Source organism: Paraburkholderia acidipaludis NBRC 101816 (assembly GCF_000684975.1).
GTDB classification, from domain to species: Bacteria; Pseudomonadota; Gammaproteobacteria; order Burkholderiales; family Burkholderiaceae; genus Paraburkholderia; species Paraburkholderia acidipaludis.
Map to the genome: position 1 here is coordinate 172,626 of NZ_BAXZ01000001.1, position 22,900 is coordinate 195,525.

Here is a 22,900-nt window from a genome sequence, read left to right on the forward strand (position 1 = left end):
CTGGCCGCCATGCTGGCCGCGGCATGCTGCTGGCTTGCCGCCACCTCCACGGCGCACGCCGCGATGAACTTCTGCGCGGCCCCCGCGCTGCAAACGAGCGAGCGCACGAGCGCGGATCCCGGCGTCAAGGCGCTGGTGGCCGAAGTGCAGGCGCACGTGAACGACGCGCCCCATCCGCTCGCGAAGCTGCACACCGAAGGCACGCTGCCGCGCGAGGGTATCTACGACCAGAGCGTGGAGGCGGAGAAAGAGCTCGACCTCATGCGCGACGCCGCGCTCGCGTGGCGCGCCACGAGCAACGACCGCTATCTGAAGCTCGTCGACCGTTTCCTCGCCGCCTGGGTCGGCACCTACCAGCCGAGCTTCAATCCCATCGACGAAACGCACTTCGAAGCGCTGATCCTCGCCTACGACATGACCGCGAGCGCGCTCTCCGTGAAGACGCGCAACGCGACGATGGCGTTCCTGAACCGCATGGGCAGCGGCTATATCGCGCAGGTGGATGCGCAGCCGCGGCCGCTGAAAGGCACGTTCGCGAACAACTGGCAGAGTCACCGGGTCAAACTGATTGCGATGATCGCGTTCACGCTCGACAACCGCAAGATGATTGCGGCGGCGCAGCGGCTCTTTGTCGAGCATATCGGCGACAACGTCGCGCCCGACGGCTCGACGCTCGATTTCGGCGAGCGCGACGCGCTGCACTACGTGACCTACGACCTGCAGCCGCTCGTGACGGCCGCGCTCGCCGCGCGCCGCCACAACCGCAACTGGCTGCCGGAAAAGGCCGCCAACGGCGCGACGCTGGCGAAGGCGCTGGACTGGCTCACGCCCTATGCGCTCGGCGAGAAAACGCATGAGGAATTCGTGCACTCGACGGTGCCGTTCGACGCGCGGCGGCGCGAGGCGGGCCTGCCCGGCTACTCCGGCGCGTGGGACCCGCAGAACGCCGCCGAGCTGTACCACCTGGCCGCCCGACTGGACGGCCGCTATACGCCGATCGCGCTCAGGCTCGCGCCCACGCCACCCGCGTGGTTAGCCGTGTGCCTGCCGCTGCCCGCGCGTTGACCACGCCGGGCCTCGCGCACGGTTATTGCGCGATCGTTTGAAACAGTTTTTCAGCTTTTGAAGCAGGAGCAGTACTCATCATGGCAGTCAGCGTTTTCGATCTCTTCAAAATCGGCATCGGGCCGTCCAGTTCGCACACAGTCGGACCGATGCGCGCGGCGCTGATGTTCGCCGAGGGACTCGAGCGCGACGGCCTGCTCGCCTCCACGGCCTCGGTCAAGGTCGAGCTGTACGGCTCGCTCGGTGCGACCGGCAAGGGCCACGGCACCGACCGCGGCGTGATGCTGGGCCTGATGGGCGACGCGCCGGACACAGTCGACCCCGACACCATCGTCGAACGCCTCGAAGCCGTGCGCACCTCGCGCATGCTCGCGCTGCTCGGGCGCCACACGATCCCGTTCGTGCAGAAAGAGCACATTGCGTTCTACCGCCAGGCGCTGCCCGAGCACCCGAACGGCATGAAGCTGCGCGCGCTCGACGCCGACGGCGAGACGCTGCGCGAGAGCACGTATCTTTCCGTGGGCGGCGGTTTCGTCGTGACGGCCGGCGCACCCAACACGAAGGTGCTGGCCGCCGTCGAGCAACTGCCGCATATGTTCCGCACCGGCGCCGAAATGCTCGCGCTGTGTGCCTCGACCGGCAAGAGCATCGCGCAGCTGATGCTGGAAAACGAGCGCGTGTGGCGCAGCGACGAGGCAATCCGCGCGGGCCTCCTGCGCATCTGGGGCGTGATGCAGTCGTGCGTGTCGCGCGGCTGCGGCATCGGCAATCCGGATGCCGACGGCACGCTGCCGGGACCCTTCAACGTGAAGCGCCGCGCCGCGCAGCTGTACCGCGCGCTCACCGGCAACCCCGAGCGCGCGCTGCAGGACCCGCTCTCGATGATCGACTGGATCAATCTCTATGCGATCGCCGTGAACGAGGAAAACGCCGCGGGCGGCCGCGTCGTCACCGCGCCCACCAATGGCGCCGCGGGCATCATCCCCGCCGTGCTGCACTACTACGTGCGCTTCACGCCGGGCGCGAACGAGCAGGGCGTGATCGACTTCCTGCTCACCGCCGCCGCCATCGGCATTCTCTACAAGCTCAACGCCTCGATCTCGGGCGCCGAAGTGGGCTGCCAGGGCGAAGTGGGCGTGGCGTGCTCGATGGCCGCGGGCGCGCTCGCCGCCGTCCTGGGCGGCACGCCGCAGCAGGTGGAGAACGCCGCCGAAATCGGCATGGAACACAACCTCGGCCTCACCTGCGACCCCGTCGGCGGCATGGTGCAGATCCCCTGCATCGAGCGCAACGCCATGGCTTCGGTGAAGGCCGTGAACGCCGCGCGCATGGCGCTGCGCGGCGACGGCGCCCATTACGTCTCGCTCGACTCGGTCATCAAGACCATGCGCGAGACCGGCGCCGACATGAAGACCAAGTACAAGGAGACGTCGCGCGGCGGGCTCGCGGTGAACATCGTCGAGTGCTGATGCAGCGTGCGCGCGTCGTTCCTGGCTCCCGAAGCTTGAATACCAACGCAAACTGAGAGACATGACCGAGATGACGCAGCCGAACGAAACCGTTTCTTCCGCAACGACCACGGGCGCGCGCCTGCTCGTCGACGCGCTCGTCGCGAACGACGTGACGCACGTGTTCTGCGTGCCCGGCGAGAGCTATCTTGCCGTGCTCGACGCGCTGCACGATGTAACCGGCCAGATCGAGACGATCGTGTGCCGCCACGAAGCGGGCGCCGCGAACATGGCGGAGGCGGCGGGCAAGCTCACCGGCAAGCCGGGCATCGCGTTCGTCACGCGCGGGCCGGGCGCGACCCACGCGTCGATCGGCGTGCATACCGCGTTCCAGGACTCGACGCCGATGATCCTGCTGATCGGTCAGGTGGCGCGCGAGCAGATGGACCGCGAAGCGTTTCAGGAAATCGACTACCGGCGCATGTTCGGCCAGATGGCGAAATGGGTCGCGCAGATCGACGATCCGCGCCGCGTGCCCGAGTATCTGAGCCACGCGTTTCACGTTGCGACGTCGGGCCGCCCCGGTCCGGTCGTGCTCGCGCTGCCCGAAGACATGCTGAGCGAGCCGTTCCCGGCCTCGCAGGCACAAGCGGTCGCGCCGGCCGCGCAGCGCGTGCAGGCGTCGCCTTCGGCGGCGCAGATCGAGCGGCTGCGCACGCTGCTCGCGAACGCGAAGAAGCCCTTCGTGATCGCGGGCGGCCACGGCTGGACACCCGCCGCATGCGCCGATCTGCAACGCTTCGTCGAGAACTGGCGTCTACCCATCGGTCTCGCGTTCCGCTTCCAGGACACGCTGAACAACGATCACCCGAACTACGCGGGCGACGTGGGTCTCGGCATCAATCCGGCGCTCGCGCAGCGCATCCGTGAAGCGGACGTGCTGCTCGCCCTCGGGCCGCGCCTTGGCGAAGCAACCACGGGCGGCTACGCGCTGCTCGACATCCCGAAGACGAAGCAAACGCTGATCCACGTTCACCAGGGCGCCGAGGAACTGGGGCGTGTCTATGCCGCCGATCTGCCGATCGTCTCGGGCCTGCCCGAGATCGCGGCGATGCTCGCAGCGCTCGAAGCCCCCGCGAAGCCCGCATGGGACGGCGCCGCCGAAGAGGCCCATCGCGCCTATCTCGCGTGGCGCGAGCCGCGCCCGATGCCGGGCGATGTTCAGTTGGGCGAAGTCATGCAGCAGTTGCGCGCGCGCCTGCCCGACGACGCGATCATCACGAACGGCGCGGGCAATTACGCCACGTGGCTGCACCGGCACTACGCGTATCGCCACTTCCGCTCGCAGCTTGCGCCCACGAGCGGCGCGATGGGCTACGGCGTGCCCGCCGCCATTGCCGCGAAGTCGCTCTATCCTTCGCGTACCGTGGTCGCGCTCGCCGGCGACGGGTGCTTCATGATGTCCGCGCAAGAGCTTGCCACCGCAATGCAGTACGGGCTCGCCGTCGTGTTCATCGTCGTGAACAACGGACATTACGGCACGATCCGCATGCATCAGGAGCGCCACTATCCGGGGCGCGTGCACGGCACGCAGCTTACGAATCCCGATTTCGCGGCCTTCGCGAAATCGTTCGGCGCGCATGGCGAAACGGTCGAATCGACGGCCGCATTCTTGCCTGCGCTGGAGCGCGCGCTCGACGCGGGTGGCCCCGCTCTGATCGAAATTCGCACTCCAAAGGATGCGAGCACGCCTGCCGCGACGCTCGAGCAGATTCGCGAAACGGCCTTGAAGGCGCGCAGCTAGAAGCGCTTCTCCAAGGCAAAGGCCTGACAAAACAAAAGCCCTGCAGGATGCATCCCTGCAGGGCTTTTTCGTGACTTCCAGCAGCGCAACAACCGGCAGGCGGCGAACCGCCCGCGCGTCACGCCGCGAGGCGCATTACTTGCCGCCCACGCTTTGCAGCGTCGTCCACTTGCCGTCCACGACCTTGTACAGCGTGATGCCGCCGTTCTTCAGGTCGCCGTGCGAGTCATACGCGAGATCCTTCGTCGTCACGGCCGGCATGCTGGTCTTCGCGAGGTACGGCAGGTACTTCGCCGGATCCGTCGAGTTGGCCGCCTTCATCGCGGCGAACATCGCCATCGCGCCGTCGTAGGCATACGGCGAGTAGGTCTGGACGTCTTCGCCAAAGCGCTTCTTGTACTTCTCGACGTAGTCCTTGCCGCCCGGCATTTCGTCCAGCGGCAGGCCCGCAAGCGATGCCACCGTGCCGTTCGCGGAGTCGCCCGCGATCTGCAGGAAGGTCGGCGTGTGAACCATCTCGCCGCCCATCAGCGGGGCCTTGATGCCCAGCGACTTCATCTGCTTGACCATCGGCGCGGCTTGCGCGTCGGCGCCGCCGTAGTAGATCAGGTCCGGGTTCTCGGCCTTGATCTTGGTGAGGATCGACTTGAAGTCCACGGCCTTGTCGTTCGTGTACTCGCGGTCGATGATCGTGCCGCCCGACGCTTTCGCCGCCTTCGAGAACTGGTCGGCAAGACCCTGGCCGTAGGCCGTGCGGTCGTCAACCACGGCGATCTTCTTCATGCCGAGGCTCTTCACCGCGAACGCGCCGGCCACCGAACCCTGCTGCGTGTCCGAGGTCATCATGCGGAACGTGGTGTTGAAGCCTTGCTGCGTGTACTCTGGCGCCGTGGCCATGGCGATTTCGGGAATGCCGGCGTTCGCGTAGATGCGCGAAGCGGGAATCGTCGTGCCCGAGTTGAAGTGGCCGAGCATGCCCTTGATGCCGTCGTCGACGAGCTTCTGCGCGACGGTCGTGCCGGTGCGCGGGTCGGCCTGGTCATCCGCCGAGTCCAGCACGAAGTGGACCGGCTTGCCGCCGATCACGGGCTTCGTGGCGTTCATGTCTTCCACGGCGAGCACGATGCCGTTCTGGAAGTCCTTGCCGTAGTGGGCCTGGGCGCCCGTCATCGGGCCGGCAAAACCGATCTTCACGTCCTCGACTTGCTGCGCGTGCGCGGTCCCCGCCAGCGACATGCCCGCGACGATCGCGGCGCCTGCCAGCTGCTTCATGGTGTGTTGCATAGCTTCTCCTTGGTACCAGGTATGGATGGAGCGGCTTGGGCCCATGGCTTTGCCGCTTCCTTGTCCTGTGACGGCCGATGCAGAGTATAGCGATCTCTGCTTAACCGATCGTCATCAGATTTGCGTTGCCGCCCGCCGCGGCCGTGTTCACGCTCACCGAACGCTCCGTGAGGAGACGCTCGAGGGCGTAGTCTTCGTCGCCGTTCGCCAGCGCGTGGGCCGCGACGCCCTGCACCGAAACGATCGGCCCGCCACGCTTGGCCACTTCCTTCACGAGGGCAAGCAGCTCGTCGCTGTCGCCTTCGAAGAGGACGGCGTCGTACTGCGCGTCGGCACCCTTTTGTGCCGAATTTTGCACACTCGCATGCGCTCTGAGCGACGCCGGCAGCGCGCTCACGAGCGCCTCGCCCGCCGCACCGGCGAAGAGCGCCAGGTTGCCCGTGGCCAGCGCCACGGCGAGCTGCGCGCGCGCGCCGGTCGCCGTCGAGGGCACGCACAGCACCGTGCCGCGCGCGGACAGCGTATAGGTGTTGCGCTCGCCCGTCGGCCCCGGCAGCACGGCGGTCGCGCCCGCCAGCACGTATTCGAGGTAGCCGTCGCAGCGCGCGGCCAGTGCCGGCTCGCGCTCGGCGATCAGCCAGTCGCGCAGCGCGGTGAGCGCCGAATGTGCGGACTGCGGCGCCGACTGCGGACGCTCGCCGTTTTCGCTTGGCGGCGTATCGACCACGAGCGCGCGGGCGAGCGAACGCGGCAGACCGGCCGGACGCTTCGCGAGCAGACGCGACAGATAGAGCGCGCCGCCCGCCTTCGGCCCCGTGCCCGAAAGGCCTTCGCCGCCGAACGGCTGCACGCCCACCACGGCGCCGATCACGTTGCGGTTCACGTAGATGTTGCCCACGTGCGCGCGGCCGATCACGTGCGCGATGGTTTCGTCGATGCGCGTATGGATCCCGAGCGTGAGGCCGTAACCGGTGGCGCGAATCTGTTCGAGCAGACGGTCGAGCTGGCTGCGGCGATAGCGGATCACGTGCAGGACCGGGCCGAACACTTCGCGCTTGAGCTCGTCCAGGCTGTCGATCTCGATCAGCGTCGGCGGCACGAAGGTGCCCGCGGCGCAGCCTTCGGGCAGCGGCAATTGCGTGACCTTGCGGCCCTTTTCGCGCATCGCGGCGACATGCGCGTCGATGCCGCGCCGCGCCTCCACGTCGATCACGGGGCCGACGTCGGCCGAAAGACGATCAGGATTGCCAATCGACAGCTCCTTCATCGCGCCCGTGAGCATTTCGAGCGTGCGTTCCGCCACGTCGTCCTGCAGGCACAGCACGCGCAGCGCCGAGCAGCGCTGGCCCGCCGAATCGAACGCGCTTTGCAGCACGTCGGCCACCACCTGCTCCGCGAGCGCCGACGAATCGACGATCATCGCGTTCTGGCCGCCGGTTTCGGCGATCAGCGGGATCGGGCGGCCGTCGGAATCGAGGCGCTCCGCGAGCTTCTTGTTGATGAGGCGCGCGACTTCGGTCGAGCCCGTGAACATCACGGCGCTCGTGCGCGCATCGGCGACTAGCGCCGCGCCCACGGTTTCGCCGTCGCCCGGCAGCAGCTGCACGGCGCCGGCTGGCACGCCGGCTTCGCGCAGAATGCGCACGGCCTGGGCGGCGATCAGCGGCGTCTGCTCGGCGGGCTTGGCGAGCACCGTGTTGCCGGCGGCCAGCGCCGCGGCCACCTGGCCCATGAAGATCGCGAGCGGGAAGTTCCACGGGCTGATGCAGACCACGGGGCCGAGCGGGCGATGCGTGTCGTTCGAGAACTCCTCGCGAATCTGCGTGGAGTAGTAGCGCAGGAAATCGACGGCCTCGCGGATTTCCGACACGGCGTTCGGCAGCGACTTGCCCGCCTCGCGCACGATCAGGCCCATGAGCGTGTGCATCTGCGCTTCGAGCAGGTCGGCGGCGCGCGCGAGACAGTCGGCGCGCTCCTCCACGGGCGTTGCCTGCCAGATCGGCGCGGCGGCCACGGCGTGCGCGAGCGCGGCGCTCACGTGCGCCGGCGTCGCCTCGACCACGGTGCCCACGAGGTCGCGGTGATCGGCCGGATTGCGCACTTCGCGCGCCTCGCCCACGGCAATCTCGTTGTCCTGGAGCATGGGCACCGCGCGCCAGTGGTGATGCGCGCTCGCGAGCAGCGCCGAAGAGAGCGACGCGAGACGATGCTCGTTCGAAAGATCGAGGCCCATCGAGTTGAGGCGCTCGCCGCCGTACAGATCGCGCGGCAGCGGGATTTTCGTATGCGGCGCGCCGGGCGGCACCACCTTGGCGGCGTCATCCACGGGGTTCGTAACGAGCTCGCTCACCGGAATGGTTTCGTCGGCAATGCGGTTCACGAACGACGTGTTCGCGCCGTTCTCCAGCAGGCGGCGCACGAGATACGCGAGCAGCGTTTCGTGCGTGCCGACCGGCGCATAGACGCGGCACGGACGGTTGAGCTTGCCGGCAGCGAGCGGGCCCGTGACCTCTTCGTAGAGCGGCTCGCCCATGCCGTGCAGGCACTGGAACTCGTACTGGCCGGGATAGTAGTTCTGGCCGGCGAGGTGATAGATCGCGGCAAGCGTGTACGCATTATGCGTGGCGAACTGCGGATACACGGCGTCCGGCGCGCCGAGCAGCTTCTTCGCGCACGCCAGGTACGAAACGTCGGTGTAGATCTTGCGCGTGTAGACTGGATAACCTTCGAGGCCGTCCACCTGGGCACGCTTGATTTCCGTGTCCCAGTACGCGCCCTTCACGAGGCGCACCATGATGCGGTGACGGCTGCGGCGCGCGAGATCGACGATGTAGTCGATCACGAACGGGCAGCGCTTCTGGTAGGCCTGCACCACGAAGCCGATGCCGTTCCAGCCCGCCAGTTCGGGATCGAAGCACAGCGCTTCGAGCAGGTCGAGCGAAATTTCGAGGCGGTCGGCTTCTTCGGCGTCGATGTTCAGGCCGATGTCGTAGCGGCGCGCCAGCACGGCGAGCGCGCGCACGCGCGGCAGCAGCTCGCTCATCGTGCGCTCCTGCTGCGCGCGCGAGTAGCGGGCATGCAGCGCCGAGAGCTTGATCGAAATGCCCGGGCCTTCGTAGATGCCGCGGCCGCCGGCCGCCTTGCCGATCGCGTGGATCGCCTGCTCATAGGAGGCGTAGTAGCGCTGCGCGTCGGCTTCGGTCGTGGCCGCTTCGCCAAGCATGTCGTACGAGTAGCGAAAGCCGCGCGCTTCGTACTTGCGGCTGTTCGCGAGCGCCTCGGAAATGTTCTCGCCCGTGACGAACTGCTCGCCCATCAGGCGCATCGCCATGTCCACGCCCTTGCGGATGAGCGGCTCGCCGCCCTTGCCGATCATGCGCGTGAGCGCGGAGGAAAGACCCGTCTCGCTGTTCGTCGTAACGAGCTTGCCGGTGATCATGAGGCCCCAGGTGGCCGCGTTCACGAACAGCGACGGCGCGTGGCCCACGTGGGATTTCCAGTCGCCCTTGCTGATCTTGTCGCGGATCAGCGCGTCGCGCGTGGCGCGGTCGGGAATGCGCAGGAGCGCTTCGGCGAGACACATGAGCGCGACGCCTTCCTGGCTGGACAGCGAAAATTCGTGGATCAGCCCTTCCACGCCGCCGCCCGTGCGCTTCGCGCGCAGTGTCTCGACGAGACGCGTGGCGAGCTTCGTCACGTCGCCCGTGAGATTCGCCGGCAGGCGCGCTTCGCCGATCAGGAACGGCACGCATTCCGGCTCGGGACGGCGGTACGCGGCCGTGATCGCCGCGCGCAGCACCGACTGCGGTTGCACGTTTTGCGCAAATTCGAGGAACGGGTGCGACGCCGTCTCGTCTTCGGCGTCCGTGGTGGCGCCATCCGCCAGATCGGTGGCGCCGACGTGCCCGCTCAGCTCGGGCGGCAGCTGGCCGTGCTCGATCTTTTCGAGGTAAGCGAAGATGGCTTGCTTGATGAGCCAGTGGGGCGTGCGCTCGAGGCGCGTGGCGGCGTCTTTCAGACGGGAGCGCAGGAGGTCGTCGACTTTGACGCCGAGAGTGGTGCTAGCCATGATTCCTTCGTTTGCCGGCTGACCCGCACCGGCCAATGACCAAAAAGTTGGCGCATCGTAACCTTCCAAATAAAAAGGTGCAACCATCTCTAAAGTTGGTTGCACCGCTCGCGATCCCTTGTAGCGCCTGGGTTTGCGGCAAATGCCCGCCAGCCGGGGCGCACCACGAATACTCAGTATTTTCCCTGAGTCAAACTTTTTTTGATGCCCTTCACGAAACGCACGCCGCGCCGTTATACAGGTAGCAACACGGGGGAAAGCAACAAGGACTGGAAGCGTTGAGGCCTGGAATGGAAAAGTTCATGGTGGTGGCGGGAATCTGGATCATGTGCGCGTTTTGCGCGGTGCTGTTCATTCGAGGCGCGTCGGCGCCCGAAATGCGGCGGGTGCGGGCGGAAGACGGCCCGGCCGAAGACGAGGAAACGGCGCAATTTGCTTACGAACGGAAGCGATAGGCGCGCGCTCGCCGGGCGTCACGGCTAGATATCGAGCGGATCGACTTCCAGATTCCAGCGCAGCACGCCGCGCAGCGATCTCAGCATCGGCAGCCACGCGCGCAGCGTAGCCTGCAGCACGGCTCGCGACTGACTCTCGACGAGCAGTTGCGCACGGTGGACGTTCATCACCTTCACGATGGTCATCGGCACGGCGTCGTAAATCGTCACGCGTTCCGCTCCCGGGATGCCGGACAGCGCGCCGGCGGCCTCGGCGAGAAACGCCAGAGCCGCCTCCAGCGTGCGGCCCTCGGCGCGCAGCAGCGCCTGGTAGACGAACGGCGGCAGGTGCGCGTCGCGCCGTTCCGCGAGTTGCGCATTCGCGAATCCCACATAGTCGTGGCGCGCCAGCGCGTGATAGAGCGCATGGCGCGGATAGCGCGTCTGCACCAGCACCTCGCCGGGCAGCCCCGCCCGGCCGGCCCGGCCGCTCACCTGCATTAGCTGGGCGAAAAGGCGCTCGCTCGCGCGAAAGTCGTGCGAAAAGAGCGCATTGTCGGCGTTCAGCACGCCCACCAGCGAGACGCGCTGGAAGTCGTGCCCCTTCGCGATCATCTGCGTGCCGACGAGAATGTCGACGTCGCCCGCGTGCACGTCCGAAAAGAGCGCCTGCGCGCTGCCCTTGCGGCGCGTGCTGTCGGCGTCGATACGCAGCACCCGCGCGCCCGGCACCGCGCTCGCCAGCGCCTCCTCGATGCGTTGCGTGCCGCGCCCCATCGGCGCGATGTCGACGTTGCCGCACTCCGGGCACGAGCGCGGGATGCGCGACTCCCAGCCGCAGTGGTGACAGCGCAGCGCGTGCTCGGGCTTGTGCAGCACGACGTAGGCGCTGCAGCGCGGGCAGCCCGCGACCCAGCCGCAGGCGTCGCACGAGAGCACCGGGGCATAACCGCGCCGGTTCAGGAACACGAGGCTCTGCTCGCCACGTTCGAGCCGTGCCTTCATGGCCGCGACGAGCGGCCCCGAGAGCCCTTCGAACGACGCTCTCCCGCGGCGCCGCTCCTCTTCCAGATCGATCAGGCGCACGGCGGGCAGCGCGGCGTCGGCCACCGCGCGCCGCGCGAGCGTGAGGCGCGTATAGCGGCCGCGGTCCGCCTGCCACCAGCTTTCCAGCGACGGGGTCGCCGAGCCGAGCACCACGGGCACGCCAAGCTGCTTCGCGCGCCACACGGCGAGGTCGCGCGCCGAGTAGCGCAAGCCCTCCTGCTGCTTGTAGGCGGGCTCGTGCTCCTCGTCCACGACCACCATCGCGAGGCGCGGCAGCGAGGCCAGCACCGCGAGGCGCGTGCCGAGCACGATGCGCGCGCGGCCCGTATGCGCGGCGAGCCAGTTGCGCGCGCGCTCGCCTTCGGCAAGACCGCTGTGGAGCGTGACGATGGCGTCGTCGGTGAGCGTGGCCGCGAAGCGCGTGCGAAAGGCCGCCTCGAACTGCGGCGTGAGATTAATTTCGGGGACGAGCACGAGCGCCTGGGCATCGGGCTCGCGTTCGAGCAGCGCCGCGAGCGCGCGCAGGTAGACCTCGGTCTTGCCGCTGCCCGTCACGCCGAACAGCAGGAACGGCGCGAAGCCGCGCGCCGCCGCGATCGCTTCAACGGCCTCGGCCTGCTCGTCGCTGAGCGTCGGAACCGATACGGCCCGTTCGGCGGCGACACCGGCCATGTCGGCCCCGGCGGGTCGCGCGCCGAACTCGATGCGCTCGTATTCCGCCCATCCCGCCTCGCGCCAGCTTTCCAGCGTCGCCGCCGCCTTCGGGTGCAGCGCACGCGCATCGGCAAGGTCGAGCTCGCCGCGGTCGGCAAGCGCCTGCGCCAGCCGCCGCAGCACCTGCGCGCGCGCCGGCAGCGCATCGGGCAGCGCCTCGCGGCCCGCCGGCAGCAGCCGGTAGCGCTCCTGCGGCGCAAGCAGGCGCTCCCAGCGCGACGGATCGCGCAGCGCCTGGGGCAGCGCCGGCAGCGCGACTTCGCCCAGTCCGCGCTGATAGTAGTCGGCAGCAAACTCCGCCAACGCAAGCCACGACGCGGAAAGCGGCGGACAGGCCGCACACACGGCGCTGACGTCGCGGAGCTTTTCGGGCGTGATTTCGCTGTGAGCGCTCACTTCGCAGACAAGACCCACGACGTCGCGGCGGCCGAACGGCACGCGCACCAGCATCCCCGGCTGCGGTTCGGGGGCATGGTCCGGGTAGCGGTAGTCGTAGAGCGCCTGCTGCGGATGGTCGAGCGCCACGCGCACGAAGCGGGTGGTCACGGGTTTCTCCCAAGGGCTGTCTGTGCGCCACCGCATAGTCGGCCGCACTTAAAGTAAAACTTCACATTCAGCGCTAAGTTTTGGATTCCGCAGAACAATCGTGCCCTCGCCCCCGCGCCTGTGGATAACTTTGTTGAGAACTCGCCGCGCGCCCACCGGAAAGGCCGTCACGAGGCGATTACGTGGGACAGCGCACAAATCGCCGTGGAGCGGTGAAAGCCTTGTCTGTCAAGGGTCTGATTGTCCAGATGCTGGTCGGGATGCACGACTGCGGCAATTTCTTCCTCTTGCGCGCCGCAACGAGACAAGTGTGCATAAGTCAAGTCTTGACTTCGGCGGAAGCGCTTCCCGCTGGCCGTTTAAGCCCGTCCGCACCCTGACGCCCAGAGCCCAGCACATTGCGCTGCATCAAATCCGGCGCATCGAATTCGTGGCAGCAAATCGGCCAATCCATGGTCAATGCGTGGTCAATACACGGTCAATGCGCGCCAGTGTGAATCGCCCGGCTATGGCGATGCACCTCGTCCACCAGTTCGGCGACATGCTCGGGCGGCGTGAACTGCGAGATGCCGTGGCCGAGATTGAAGACGTGGCCCGGATGGGGGCCAAAGCTGTCGAGGACCGCGCGCGCCTGCTCGCGTATCGCCGCCGGCGAGGCGAACAGCACCGTGGGATCGAGATTGCCCTGCAGCGCGACGCGCCCGCCCACGCGCTCGCGCGCGCGGCCAAGATTCACCGTCCAGTCCACGCCGACGGCGTCGACGCCGGTCGCCGCAATTTCGTCCAGCCAGAGACCGCCGCCTTTCGTGAAGGTGACGACGGGCACGCGTTCGCCGTCATGCTCGCGCTTGAGCGCCGCCACGACCTGCGCGATGTACTGCAGCGAGAAGCGCTGGTAGGCGCCGTCCGCGAGCGCGCCGCCCCAGGTGTCGAAGATCATGACGGCCTGCGCGCCCGCCTCGATCTGCGCATTCAGATAGGCGGCGACTGCCTGCGCGTTCACCTCGAGAATGCGCTGCATCAGATCGGGCCTCGCGTACAGCATCGACTTGACCGTGCGGAAGTCGTCCGAACCGCCGCCTTCGACCATGTAGCACGCGAGCGTCCACGGGCTGCCCGAAAAGCCGATCAGCGGCACACGCTGGCGCCCCTGCGCGTCGGTGAGCGCGCGGCGGATCTCGCGCACGGCGTCCGTGACATAGCCGAGCGTCGCGCCGATGTCCGGCACCGCGAGCTTCGCGACATCGGCTTCCGTGCGCACCGGATGCGCGAACTTCGGTCCTTCGCCCGCCTGGAAGTCGAGGCCGAGGCCCATCGCGTCGGGAATCGTCAGGATGTCGGAGAACAGGATGGCCGCGTCGAGCGGAAAGCGTTCGAGCGGCTGCAACGTGACTTCGGTTGCGTAGTCCGGGTTCTTGGCGAGACCCAGAAAACTGCCTGCGCGGCTGCGCGTGGCGTTGTACTCCGGCAGATAACGGCCCGCCTGGCGCATCAGCCAGATCGGCGTGTACTCGGTCGACTGCCGCAGCAGCGCGCGCAGAAAGGTGTCGTTCAGAAGGGTATGAGCCACGGGCGGGGGCGCTGGTGCGCTTCAGGATTCAGGAGCAAGCGGTTATTTTACCGGAGCGGCCGTGTCGGGATGACGGTGATGGGCTGCATAAGCAGGACGCCGGCGCATGCGGATCGGCCGGCGCTTAACCGCAGCGCACGCGCGGGCTATCATCGAGCGGCTTTCCGAATCCATCAGGCATCAGCCATTAGCCATCAGCCAGATTGCTCTCCAGGAGACTCCGTGAAGAAGAAAGGAGCCGTTATCCGCACACTCGCAACGTTCGCCCTCCTTTGCGCCAACCTCTACGCCTTGCCGGCATGGGCGCAAAGCGCTAACGCTCCCTCGCGCTCCCGGCTCGACGAAGTGGTCGCGCGCGGCACGCTGCGCGCCTGCACGACCGGCGACTACAAGCCTTACTCGTACTATCGGCCGGACGGCACGTTCGAAGGCATCGACATCGACATGACGGAGTCGCTCGCGAAATCGCTGGGCGTGAAGACCGAGTTCGTGAAGACGACGTGGTCTAACCTGATGGCCGACTTCCTCGCGAAATGCGACGTGGCGGTGGGCGGCGTTTCGACCTCGCTCGAGCGCCAGAAGCGCGCGTTCTTCACCGATCCGTATCAGGTGGATGGCAAGACGCCGATTGTGCGCTGCGACGACGTTGCCAAATATCAGACGGTGGCGCAGATCGACCAGGCTTCGACGCGCGTGATCGTGAACCCTGGCGGCACCAACGAGCGCTTTGCGCGGCAGTTCTTCCCGCATGCGACGCTGACGGTCTACCCGGACAACGTGACGATCTTCAAGCAGATCCTGGCGGGTAAGGCCGATGTGATGGTCACCGACGCTTCGGAGACACTGCTCCAGCAAAAGCTGAATCCGGGCCTGTGCGCCGTGCATCCCGACCGGCCGTTCCAGTATGGCGAAAAGGCGTGGATGGTGCCGCGCGGCGACGTGGTCTTCCAGCAGTACGTCGATCAGTGGCTGCATCTGCTGCGCGCGAGCGGCGAATACCAGGTGATCTACGACAAGTGGCTCAAATGATTGCACTGCTGCCCGAAGCGCGACTCACCGGGCATTAAATCGCACGAAGAGTTGCAACGGCCTATTGCAGAGCACGGTGCGTGCCGAACCGATGGAAAGTTGGCGAAAGACGGCGATGCGGTTCGCATCTGTGCATGAGATGCGCGCTTTGCTTAGATCAATGCACCCAAATGCCCACGGGGCGGATGTTTGTCTATGCATCGTGAATTCGGGAGATCGGCGGCTCAATTGGGCGTCTGTGCGCCATGATACATGGTGGTAAAAATGACTTCAAAAAAACGTTCAGGATGGCAAAAAATCCCGCGAAGCCTTATCTGACGGGCGTTACAACCTGAAACACTTTGTTACCGCGAACCCCAATCAATTCGCCCACAATGCCTTCAACGGTTTCAACACGGATGTGGCTTGGTGTCAGTGTGAGCGGACATGAACCACCGGCCGGTCGGCAGCTTGCCGAAGCCCTTCCAAGGGGCATCCTTGTTGGAGCCGTACCGGCGTTACACAGCGGTACGTAGCTATCCGGCTCCTTCTTTGGTCTCCTCGCGCTAACCCCGTAGCGTGTGGTTTTTAGCGGGCTCCAGGCCCGCTTTTTTTTCGCCCGCACCTTTTTCATTCATCTTGGGTTGCCACGCGCGGCAAGCCGCGGCTTCCCCTTCGGTACGAATCCTTCGGTTTCCCGATCATTGCCGCACGATGGCACGATGGCCCACGGCGGCACGCCTGGCCAGCTTATCGCGGGCCATGCAGCATTCAACGCAAAGTGACATGACGGGCGCTCACGCCGTCTTCTGTTCGTTAAGCTTCAGCTCTTCGACCATGCGCGCGCGCATCACGAACTTCTGCACCTTGCCCGTCACGGTCATCGGCAGTTCGTCCACGAAGCGGATGTACTTCGGGATCTTGTAGTGCGCAATCTGCCCCTGGCAGAACGCCTGAATCTCTTCGGCGCTCGCCGCTTCGCCCGGACGCAGCACGATCCAGGCGCACACTTCCTCGCCGTATTTCGCGTCGGGCACGCCGAACACCTGCACGGTCTGCACCTTCGGATGCCGAAACAAAAATTCTTCGATCTCGCGTGGATAGATGTTCTCCCCACCGCGGATCAGCATGTCTTTCAGCCGCCCGACAATGTTGCAGTAGCCGTCGGCATCGAGCGTCGCCAGATCCCCCGTGTGCATCCAGCCGTCGACGATCGCTTCGGCCGTCCTCGCTTCGTCGCCCCAGTAGCCGAGCATCACCGAATAGCCCTTCGTGCACAGCTCGCCCGTCTCGCCAACAGGCACGATGTTGCCGAACGGGTCGACGATCTTCACCTCGAGATGAGGCTGAATCTGCCCCACCGTCGTCGTGCGCTTGTCGAGCGGATCCGCGGTCGAGCTCTGGAACGACACCGGGCTCGTCTCCGTCATGCCATAGGCGATCGTGATTTCCGCCAGATGCATATGCGAAACCACGCGCTTCATCGTTTCGATCGGGCAAGGCGATCCGGCCATGATGCCGGTGCGCAGGCGCGAGAGATCGAAGCGCGCGAAGTCCGGGTGATCGAGCTCGGCAATGAACATCGTGGGGACGCCATGCAGAGCCGTGCATTGCTCCTCCGAGACGGCTTCGAGCGTCGCCCGCGGATCGAACGCTTCGCCGGGGAACACCATGTTCGCCCCCACCGAAACGCAGGCAAGCACCGCGAGCACCATACCGAAGCAGTGATAGAGCGGCACCGGGATGCAAAGCGAATCCGTCTCGCCAAGACGCATCGCCATGGCAATGAAGCGGCCGTTGTTCACGACGTTGCGATGCGTGAGCGTGGCGCCCTTCGGATTGCCGGTCGTGCCGCTCGTGAACTGGATGTTGATGGGATCGTCGGCATTCAGCGTGGCGCCGATCGCGTCGAGTTCGGCCTTGCCTGCCCGTTCGAGCCGCTCGCGGCCGTCCTCGATCACCTCGCTGAAATTCAGCATGCCCGGCGTTTCGGTATCGCACAGGCGGATCACGGCGCGCAGTTCCGGCAGCTTCGCCGCGCGCAGATCCCCCGGGGTCGCGTTTGCGAGCTCGGGCGCGAGCGCCTGCAGCATGTCGAGGTACTTCGACGTCTTGAAGCTTTCGGCGGCGACAATCGCCTTGCAGCCCACCTTGTTCAGCGCGTAATCGAGCTCGGCCAGGCGGTAAGCCGGATTGATGTTGACGAGCACGGCGCCAATGCGCGCGCTGGCGAACTGGGTGAGCAGCCACTCGACGCGATTGGGCGACCAGATGCCGATACGGTCGCCCTTGCCGACACCGATCGCGAGCAGGCCCGCAGCGAGCACGTCGACCTCTTCGGCGAATTCGCGCCAGTTCCAGCGGATGCCCTGCTCGCGAAACACGACGGCGGGCCGCTCCGGCACCCGCGCCGCGGTGTCCCGCAGGAAGGCGCCGATGGTGGCATCGGAAAGCGGGACGCCGGTCGTGCCGCGCACGTAAGAAAGCCCGTCTTTCGGCGCGATGAGCGCTTCGCGCGCGCCTGCTGCGTCGATTGCCATGATGGCCGTCTCCCCGGGAGTCTCGATCCCGATTGAAATGCGTTTGAAAAGCATTGTGCGCCGGCCCCCAAGGCGTCGGCATCAAGTTTTACCCGCAGCGCATACGCCGCGTCGGAGCCCGAGGCATGCACCCTCGACTCTCCCGAAGGCATGATTTCGCATTACCTTTCCGTAAACGTCAAGTAGGGAGAGTCAGCAGAAAAAAATGGGCTCCCATAGGGAGCCCATTTCAATTCGCACTGCGTCGCGCGGTACACGGTGGTACCGGCCGCGCGTGTACCAGCTCAATGCTGGTTCATCTTGCGCAGACGCTGGATCGCCGCGAGCTGCGCCACCGCGTAGGCCAGTTCAGCCTGCGCCGTTGCGTACTCGAGGTTCGAGCCGGCGTTCTGCAGCACCTCTTCAGCGCGCTTGCGCGCTTCGTCGGCCTTCGCTTCGTCGAGATCCGCGCCGCGAATCGCCGTGTCGGCCAGCACCGTAACGACACCCGGCTGGATTTCGAGAATGCCGCCGGCAACGAACACGAACTCTTCCTCGTCGTTTTCCGCGACGATGCGCACGGCACCCGGACGGATGCGCGTGATGAGCGGCGTATGACCCGGCAGGATGCCGAGCTCGCCCGCCTCGCCCGGTAGCGCGATGAACTTCGCCCGGCCCGCGAAAATGCTCTCTTCGGCGCTGACGACGTCTACCTTGATGGTTGCTGCCATATGTGTCGACTCCTGATCCTGATTAGGTTGCGTGGGCGTGGCGCCTCGCGAACGAAGCGCCTCGCCCGTTTTTCAGCAACTCAACCTTTACTGGATCTTCTTGGCCTTTTCGAAGGCTTCGTCGATCGTGCCGACCATGTAGAACGCTTGCTCCGGCAGGTGATCGCACTCGCCGTCGACGATCATCTTGAAGCCGCGGATGGTTTCCTTGAGCGGCACGTACTTGCCCGGCGAGCCCGTGAACACTTCCGCGACGTGGAACGGCTGCGAGAGGAAACGCTGGATCTTGCGCGCGCGGGCAACGGCCAGCTTGTCTTCCGGCGACAGTTCGTCCATGCCCAGAATCGCGATGATGTCGCGCAGTTCCTTGTAGCGCTGGAGCGTCTGCTGCACGCGGCGCGTGATCGAGTAGTGCTCTTCGCCGATCACGTTCGGGTCGATCTGGCGCGAGGTCGAATCGAGCGGGTCCACCGCGGGGTAGATACCGAGCGAAGCGATGTCACGCGAGAGAACAACCGTTGCGTCCAGGTGGCCGAAGGTCGTAGCCGGCGACGGGTCCGTCAAGTCGTCCGCAGGAACGTACACGGCCTGAACCGAGGTAATCGAGCCCTTCTTGGTCGACGTGATGCGCTCTTGCAGCTTGCCCATTTCTTCTGCCAGCGTCGGCTGGTAACCCACAGCCGACGGCATACGGCCGAGCAGTGCCGACACTTCGGTGCCAGCCAGCGTGAAACGGTAGATGTTGTCGACGAAGAACAGCACGTCGAGGCCTTCGTCACGGAAGTACTCGGCCATCGTGAGGCCCGTCAGCGCGACGCGCAGACGGTTGCCCGGCGGCTCGTTCATCTGGCCGTACACCAGCGCGACCTTGTCGAGAACGTTCGAGTCCTTCATTTCGTGGTAGAAGTCGTTGCCCTCACGGGTACGCTCGCCCACGCCCGCGAACACGGAATAACCGCCGTGCTCCTTCGCGATGTTGTTGATGAGCTCCATCATGTTGACGGTCTTGCCCACGCCCGCACCGCCGAACAGACCCACCTTGCCGCCCTTGGCGAACGGGCAGATCAGGTCGATCACCTTGATGCCGGTTTCGAGCAGTTCGGCCGAAGGCGACAGCTCGTCGAACGCCGGGGCGTTCTGGTGGATCGCGCGCGTCGTTTCGCTGACGATCGGGCCCGCTTCGTCGATCGGGCGGCCGAGCACGTCCATGATGCGGCCGAGCGTCGGCTTGCCGACCGGCACGCTGATGGGCTTGCCCGTATTCTTCACCACGGTGCCGCGGCGCAGACCGTCCGACGCACCCAGACAGATGGTGCGCACGACGCCGTCGCCAAGCTGCTGCTGCACTTCGAGGGTCAGTTCCGTGCCTTCGAGAATCAGTGCGTCGTAGATCTTCGGCATGTGCTCACGCGGGAACTCCACGTCGATCACGGCGCCGATGCACTGTACGATCTTGCCTTCCGGCAAAGCAGTTGTACTCATCGATTTTCCTTTCAATACCTGAATTCTTCAGTCGCGCAAAGGCGCACTCTCGAGCCAAGTTCCGGTCCGCTTACACAGCGGCGGCGCCGCTGACGATCTCCGACAATTCCTTCGTGATCGCGGCCTGCCGGCTCTTGTTGTACGACAGCTGCAGTTCGCTGATCACCGTCTTCGCGTTGTCCGAGGCGGCCTTCATCGCCACCATGCGCGCCGACTGTTCCGACGCCATGTTTTCCGCGACTGCCTGGTACACCAGCGCTTCAACGTAACGCACGAGCAGCTCGTCCACGACCAGCTGCGCATCCGGCTCGTAGATGTAATCCCACGACGCTTTCGGCGTGCCGTCGTCGGCGCTGGCGTCGAAGTCCTCCGCCGACAGCGGCAGCAGTTGCTCGATCACCGCCTCCTGCTTCATCGTGTTGACGAAGCGCGTGTAAGCGAGATAGACCGCCGACAGCTTGCCTTCCGAATACAGATCGAGCTGCGCCTTCACGGCGCCGATCAGCTTCTCGAGGTGCGGCGTATCGCCGAGCTGCACCGACTGCGACACCACCTTCGCGCCGAAACGATTCAGGAAACCGAGGCCCTTGCTACCGATTGCGGTGGCTTCGACCTTCGTGCCCTTCTCGTCCAGCTCCTTGAACTTCTGCAGCGTCGCGCGCAGCACGTTGGTATTCATGCCGCCGCACAGACCCTTGTCGGTCGTGACGAGGATGAGACCGGCAGTCCCGGCGCCTTCGTTCAGCATCATGAACGGATGGCGGTACTCCAGGTTTGCACGGCTCATGTGCGCGGCGATGGCGCGGACCTTGTCGGCATACGGACGAGCCGCGCGCATGCGTTCCTGGGCGCGGCGCATCTTCGACGCGGCCACCATCTCCATCGCCTTGGTGATCTTGCGCGTGTTCTGCACGCTCTTGATCTTGCCGCGAATTTCCTTCATTCCAGCCATAACTTGCTCCTTTGTCGACCCGAGTTAGCGCTTTAGCGCTTACTCGGATCCCAGTCCGTTTATCGTCGTCGATTCCCGGACGGATCAGTATGCGCCGGACTTCTTGAAGTCCTTGATCGCCGCATGCAGCGCGTTCTCGTCGTCCTTCGACAGATCCTTCGTGTCCTCGATGCGCTTCACGAGGTCAGCGTGGCTCGCCTTCAGGTACTCGCGCAGACCCTTTTCGAACGGCAGCACGTCCTTCACATCGAGGTCGTCGAGGTAGCCGTTGTTCGCCGAGAAGAGCGCCACAGCCAGCTCCCACACCTGCAGCGGCTGGTATTGCGGCTGCTTGAGCAGTTCCGTCACGCGGCGGCCGCGCTCGAGCTGCTTGCGGGTGGCTTCGTCGAGATCCGAGGCGAACTGGGCGAATGCGGCCAGCTCGCGATACTGCGCGAGGTCGGTACGGATACCGCCCGACAGCTTCTTGACGATCTTCGTCTGGGCCGCGCCACCGACGCGCGACACCGACACGCCGGCGTTGATAGCCGGGCGGATACCCGCGTTGAAGAGGTCGGTTTCGAGGAAGATCTGGCCGTCGGTAATCGAGATCACGTTCGTCGGAACGAACGCGGTCACGTCGCCAGCCTGCGTTTCGATGATCGGCAGCGCGGTGAGCGAACCCGTCTTGCCCTTCACTTCGCCGTTCGTGAACTTCTCGACGTAGTCGGCCGAAACGCGCGCAGCGCGCTCGAGCAGACGCGAGTGCAGATAGAACACGTCGCCGGGGTAAGCTTCACGGCCCGGCGGGCGGCGCAGCAGCAGCGAGATCTGGCGATACGCCCAGGCTTGCTTGGTCAGATCGTCATAAATGATCAGCGCGTCCTGGCCGCGGTCACGGAAGTATTCGCCCATCGTGCAGCCCGAGTACGGCGCGAGATACTGCAGCGCGGCCGATTCCGAAGCCGAAGCGGCCACGACGATCGTGTACTCCATCGCGCCGGTTTCTTCGAGCTTGCGCACCACGTTCTGGATCGACGAAGCCTTCTGGCCGATCGCGACGTAGATACAGATGAGGTTCTTGCCCTTCTGGTTGATGATCGTGTCGACGGCCACCGCGGTCTTGCCGCACTGACGGTCGCCGATGATCAGCTCGCGCTGGCCACGGCCGATCGGCACCATCGAGTCGATCGACTTGAGGCCCGTCTGCACCGGCTGCGACACGCCCTCGCGCCAGATCACGCCCGGGGCGATCTTTTCGACCGCGTCGGTCAGCTTCGCGTTGACCGGGCCCTTGCCGTCGATCGGGTTGCCGAGCGGATCGACCACGCGGCCGATCAGTTCCGGGCCCACCGGCACTTCCAGAATGCGACCCGTCGTCTTGACGATGTTGCCTTCCGAAATGTGCTCCCACTCGCCCAGAATCACCGCGCCGACCGAGTCGCGCTCGAGGTTCAGCGCGAGGCCGAAGGTGTTGCCCGGGAATTCGAGCATTTCACCCTGCATCACGTCCGAGAGGCCGTGGATGCGCACGATACCGTCGGTCACGGAGATCACGGTGCCCTGGTTGCGAACGTCTGCGCTCGCTTCAAGGCCCTGGATCCGGCTCTTGATCAGCTCGCTGATCTCAGAGGGATTGAGTTGCATTATTCGCTCCTGATGTTCAATTCTGTTGCGTGCCAGCCGCTGCTGCGTGCAATCGATGCTCAGGCGGCCAGTGCCGCTTGCATCCTGGCGAGCCGCGCGCGGACCGAGGTGTCGAGCACTTCGTCGCCGACCGTGACGCGCACGCCACCGATGAGCGACTTGTCGACCTCGACGGAAGGCTTCAGCTTGCGTTTGAACTTGTGTTCGAGACTGGCGACGAGGTCGCTCAACTGTGCGCCTTCAAGCGGAAACGCGCTGACGATCAATGCGTCGGCTGCGCCCTCTTTGGCGTTCTTGAGCGATTCGAACTGCTCGTGAATCTGCGGCAGCAGCTCCAGGCGATGGCCTGCGACCAGCATCTGCACGAGGTTCTTCGCCTCGGCGCTGTCCTTCAGCGGCGACTTCACCGCCGACAGCAGCAGATCGACGACCTGGGCGTGGCTCACCTTCGGGCTCGACGCGATCGACAGCACCTCGGGCAAAGCCGCAACCTGCGCCAGCTCGCCGACGAGCGAGGACCAGGCTGCGACGTCACCCGCTTCGGCCACACCGAACAGGGCTTCCGCGTACGGGCGGGCGATGGTTGCAAGTTCGGCCATGA

The 22,900-nt window shown here is 65.7% G+C and carries 15 protein-coding genes; 5 read left to right on the forward strand and 10 right to left on the reverse strand.

Annotated elements, in window-relative coordinates:
* Positions 1-9: 9 nt before the first annotated feature.
* The 3 genes from BAC01S_RS00810 (at position 10) to BAC01S_RS00820 (ending at position 4,317) form a co-directional block, all read left to right on the forward strand.
* On the forward strand, positions 10-1,065 hold the full coding sequence (locus BAC01S_RS00810) for an alginate lyase family protein (RefSeq protein ID WP_027793055.1): 1,056 nt from the start codon (positions 10-12) through the stop codon (positions 1,063-1,065).
* Between the two features lie 80 nt (positions 1,066-1,145).
* Positions 1,146-2,534, forward strand: a complete 1,389-nt coding sequence (locus tag BAC01S_RS00815; RefSeq protein ID WP_027793056.1) for an L-serine ammonia-lyase — start codon at positions 1,146-1,148, stop codon at positions 2,532-2,534.
* 70 nt (positions 2,535-2,604) lie between these two features.
* Positions 2,605-4,317, forward strand: coding sequence for a thiamine pyrophosphate-binding protein (locus BAC01S_RS00820; protein WP_027793057.1), 1,713 nt, complete (start codon positions 2,605-2,607; stop codon positions 4,315-4,317).
* Between the two features lie 135 nt (positions 4,318-4,452).
* Here the strand turns inward: BAC01S_RS00820 and BAC01S_RS00825 are convergent, their stop codons facing one another.
* On the reverse strand, positions 4,453-5,601 hold the full coding sequence (locus BAC01S_RS00825; protein WP_027793058.1) for a branched-chain amino acid ABC transporter substrate-binding protein: 1,149 nt from the start codon (positions 5,599-5,601) through the stop codon (positions 4,453-4,455).
* A gap of 100 nt (positions 5,602-5,701) precedes the next feature.
* On the reverse strand, positions 5,702-9,670 hold the full coding sequence (gene putA, locus BAC01S_RS00830; protein WP_027793059.1) for a trifunctional transcriptional regulator/proline dehydrogenase/L-glutamate gamma-semialdehyde dehydrogenase: 3,969 nt from the start codon (positions 9,668-9,670) through the stop codon (positions 5,702-5,704).
* 290 nt (positions 9,671-9,960) lie between these two features.
* Here putA and BAC01S_RS34270 point away from each other — a divergent pair, with 290 nt between their 5' ends.
* On the forward strand, positions 9,961-10,125 hold the full coding sequence (locus BAC01S_RS34270) for a hypothetical protein (RefSeq protein WP_156954256.1): 165 nt from the start codon (positions 9,961-9,963) through the stop codon (positions 10,123-10,125).
* Between the two features lie 24 nt (positions 10,126-10,149).
* Here BAC01S_RS34270 and BAC01S_RS00840 read toward each other — a convergent pair whose 3' ends face one another.
* Both BAC01S_RS00840 and hemE read right to left on the reverse strand, forming a co-directional pair.
* Entirely contained in the window at positions 10,150-12,411 is a 2,262-nt protein-coding gene (locus BAC01S_RS00840; protein WP_027793060.1) for a primosomal protein N', read from the reverse strand.
* A gap of 478 nt (positions 12,412-12,889) precedes the next feature.
* Positions 12,890-13,981, reverse strand: coding sequence for a uroporphyrinogen decarboxylase (gene hemE, locus BAC01S_RS00845; RefSeq protein WP_027793061.1), 1,092 nt, complete (start codon positions 13,979-13,981; stop codon positions 12,890-12,892).
* 243 nt (positions 13,982-14,224) lie between these two features.
* Between hemE and BAC01S_RS00855 the strand changes: the two genes are divergently transcribed.
* Positions 14,225-15,010 (forward strand): transporter substrate-binding domain-containing protein, encoded by a 786-nt coding sequence (locus BAC01S_RS00855; RefSeq protein ID WP_027793062.1) that lies wholly within the window; start codon positions 14,225-14,227, stop codon positions 15,008-15,010.
* Positions 15,011-15,786: 776 nt separating this feature from the next.
* Here the strand turns inward: BAC01S_RS00855 and BAC01S_RS00860 are convergent.
* From BAC01S_RS00860 to BAC01S_RS00885, 6 genes are all read right to left on the reverse strand, one after another.
* Entirely contained in the window at positions 15,787-17,529 is a 1,743-nt protein-coding gene (locus BAC01S_RS00860; RefSeq protein ID WP_027793063.1) for an AMP-binding protein, read from the reverse strand.
* Between the two features lie 284 nt (positions 17,530-17,813).
* Positions 17,814-18,239: a F0F1 ATP synthase subunit epsilon gene (locus tag BAC01S_RS00865; protein WP_027793064.1), complete on the reverse strand. Its 426-nt coding sequence runs from the start codon at positions 18,237-18,239 to the stop codon at positions 17,814-17,816.
* 87 nt (positions 18,240-18,326) lie between these two features.
* Entirely contained in the window at positions 18,327-19,721 is a 1,395-nt protein-coding gene (gene atpD / locus BAC01S_RS00870; protein ID WP_027793065.1) for a F0F1 ATP synthase subunit beta, read from the reverse strand.
* A 70-nt stretch (positions 19,722-19,791) separates the two neighbouring features.
* A complete protein-coding gene (gene atpG, locus BAC01S_RS00875; protein WP_027793066.1) occupies positions 19,792-20,673 on the reverse strand; it encodes a F0F1 ATP synthase subunit gamma in 882 nt (293 codons plus the stop codon).
* Positions 20,674-20,757: 84 nt separating this feature from the next.
* Complete coding sequence (atpA, locus tag BAC01S_RS00880) at positions 20,758-22,299, reverse strand: F0F1 ATP synthase subunit alpha (protein ID WP_027793067.1); 1,542 nt, start codon at positions 22,297-22,299, stop codon at positions 20,758-20,760.
* 59 nt (positions 22,300-22,358) lie between these two features.
* A complete protein-coding gene (locus tag BAC01S_RS00885; protein WP_027793068.1) occupies positions 22,359-22,898 on the reverse strand; it encodes a F0F1 ATP synthase subunit delta in 540 nt (179 codons plus the stop codon).
* Positions 22,899-22,900 lie beyond the last annotated feature (2 nt).

Coding starts and splice junctions, on each gene's coding strand:
- BAC01S_RS34270 (WP_156954256.1), top strand. CDS start 9,961: ATGGAAAAGTTCATGGTGGTGGCGGGAATCTGGATCATGTGCGCGTTT.
- atpG (WP_027793066.1), bottom strand. CDS start 20,673: ATGGCTGGAATGAAGGAAATTCGCGGCAAGATCAAGAGCGTGCAGAAC.
- BAC01S_RS00820 (WP_027793057.1), top strand. CDS start 2,605: ATGACGCAGCCGAACGAAACCGTTTCTTCCGCAACGACCACGGGCGCG.
- atpA (WP_027793067.1), bottom strand. CDS start 22,299: ATGCAACTCAATCCCTCTGAGATCAGCGAGCTGATCAAGAGCCGGATC.
- BAC01S_RS00810 (WP_027793055.1), top strand. CDS start 10: ATGCTGGCCGCGGCATGCTGCTGGCTTGCCGCCACCTCCACGGCGCAC.
- BAC01S_RS00860 (WP_027793063.1), bottom strand. CDS start 17,529: ATGGCAATCGACGCAGCAGGCGCGCGCGAAGCGCTCATCGCGCCGAAA.
- BAC01S_RS00815 (WP_027793056.1), top strand. CDS start 1,146: ATGGCAGTCAGCGTTTTCGATCTCTTCAAAATCGGCATCGGGCCGTCC.
- putA (WP_027793059.1), bottom strand. CDS start 9,670: ATGGCTAGCACCACTCTCGGCGTCAAAGTCGACGACCTCCTGCGCTCC.
- BAC01S_RS00865 (WP_027793064.1), bottom strand. CDS start 18,239: ATGGCAGCAACCATCAAGGTAGACGTCGTCAGCGCCGAAGAGAGCATT.
- BAC01S_RS00825 (WP_027793058.1), bottom strand. CDS start 5,601: ATGCAACACACCATGAAGCAGCTGGCAGGCGCCGCGATCGTCGCGGGC.
- BAC01S_RS00885 (WP_027793068.1), bottom strand. CDS start 22,898: ATGGCCGAACTTGCAACCATCGCCCGCCCGTACGCGGAAGCCCTGTTC.
- atpD (WP_027793065.1), bottom strand. CDS start 19,721: ATGAGTACAACTGCTTTGCCGGAAGGCAAGATCGTACAGTGCATCGGC.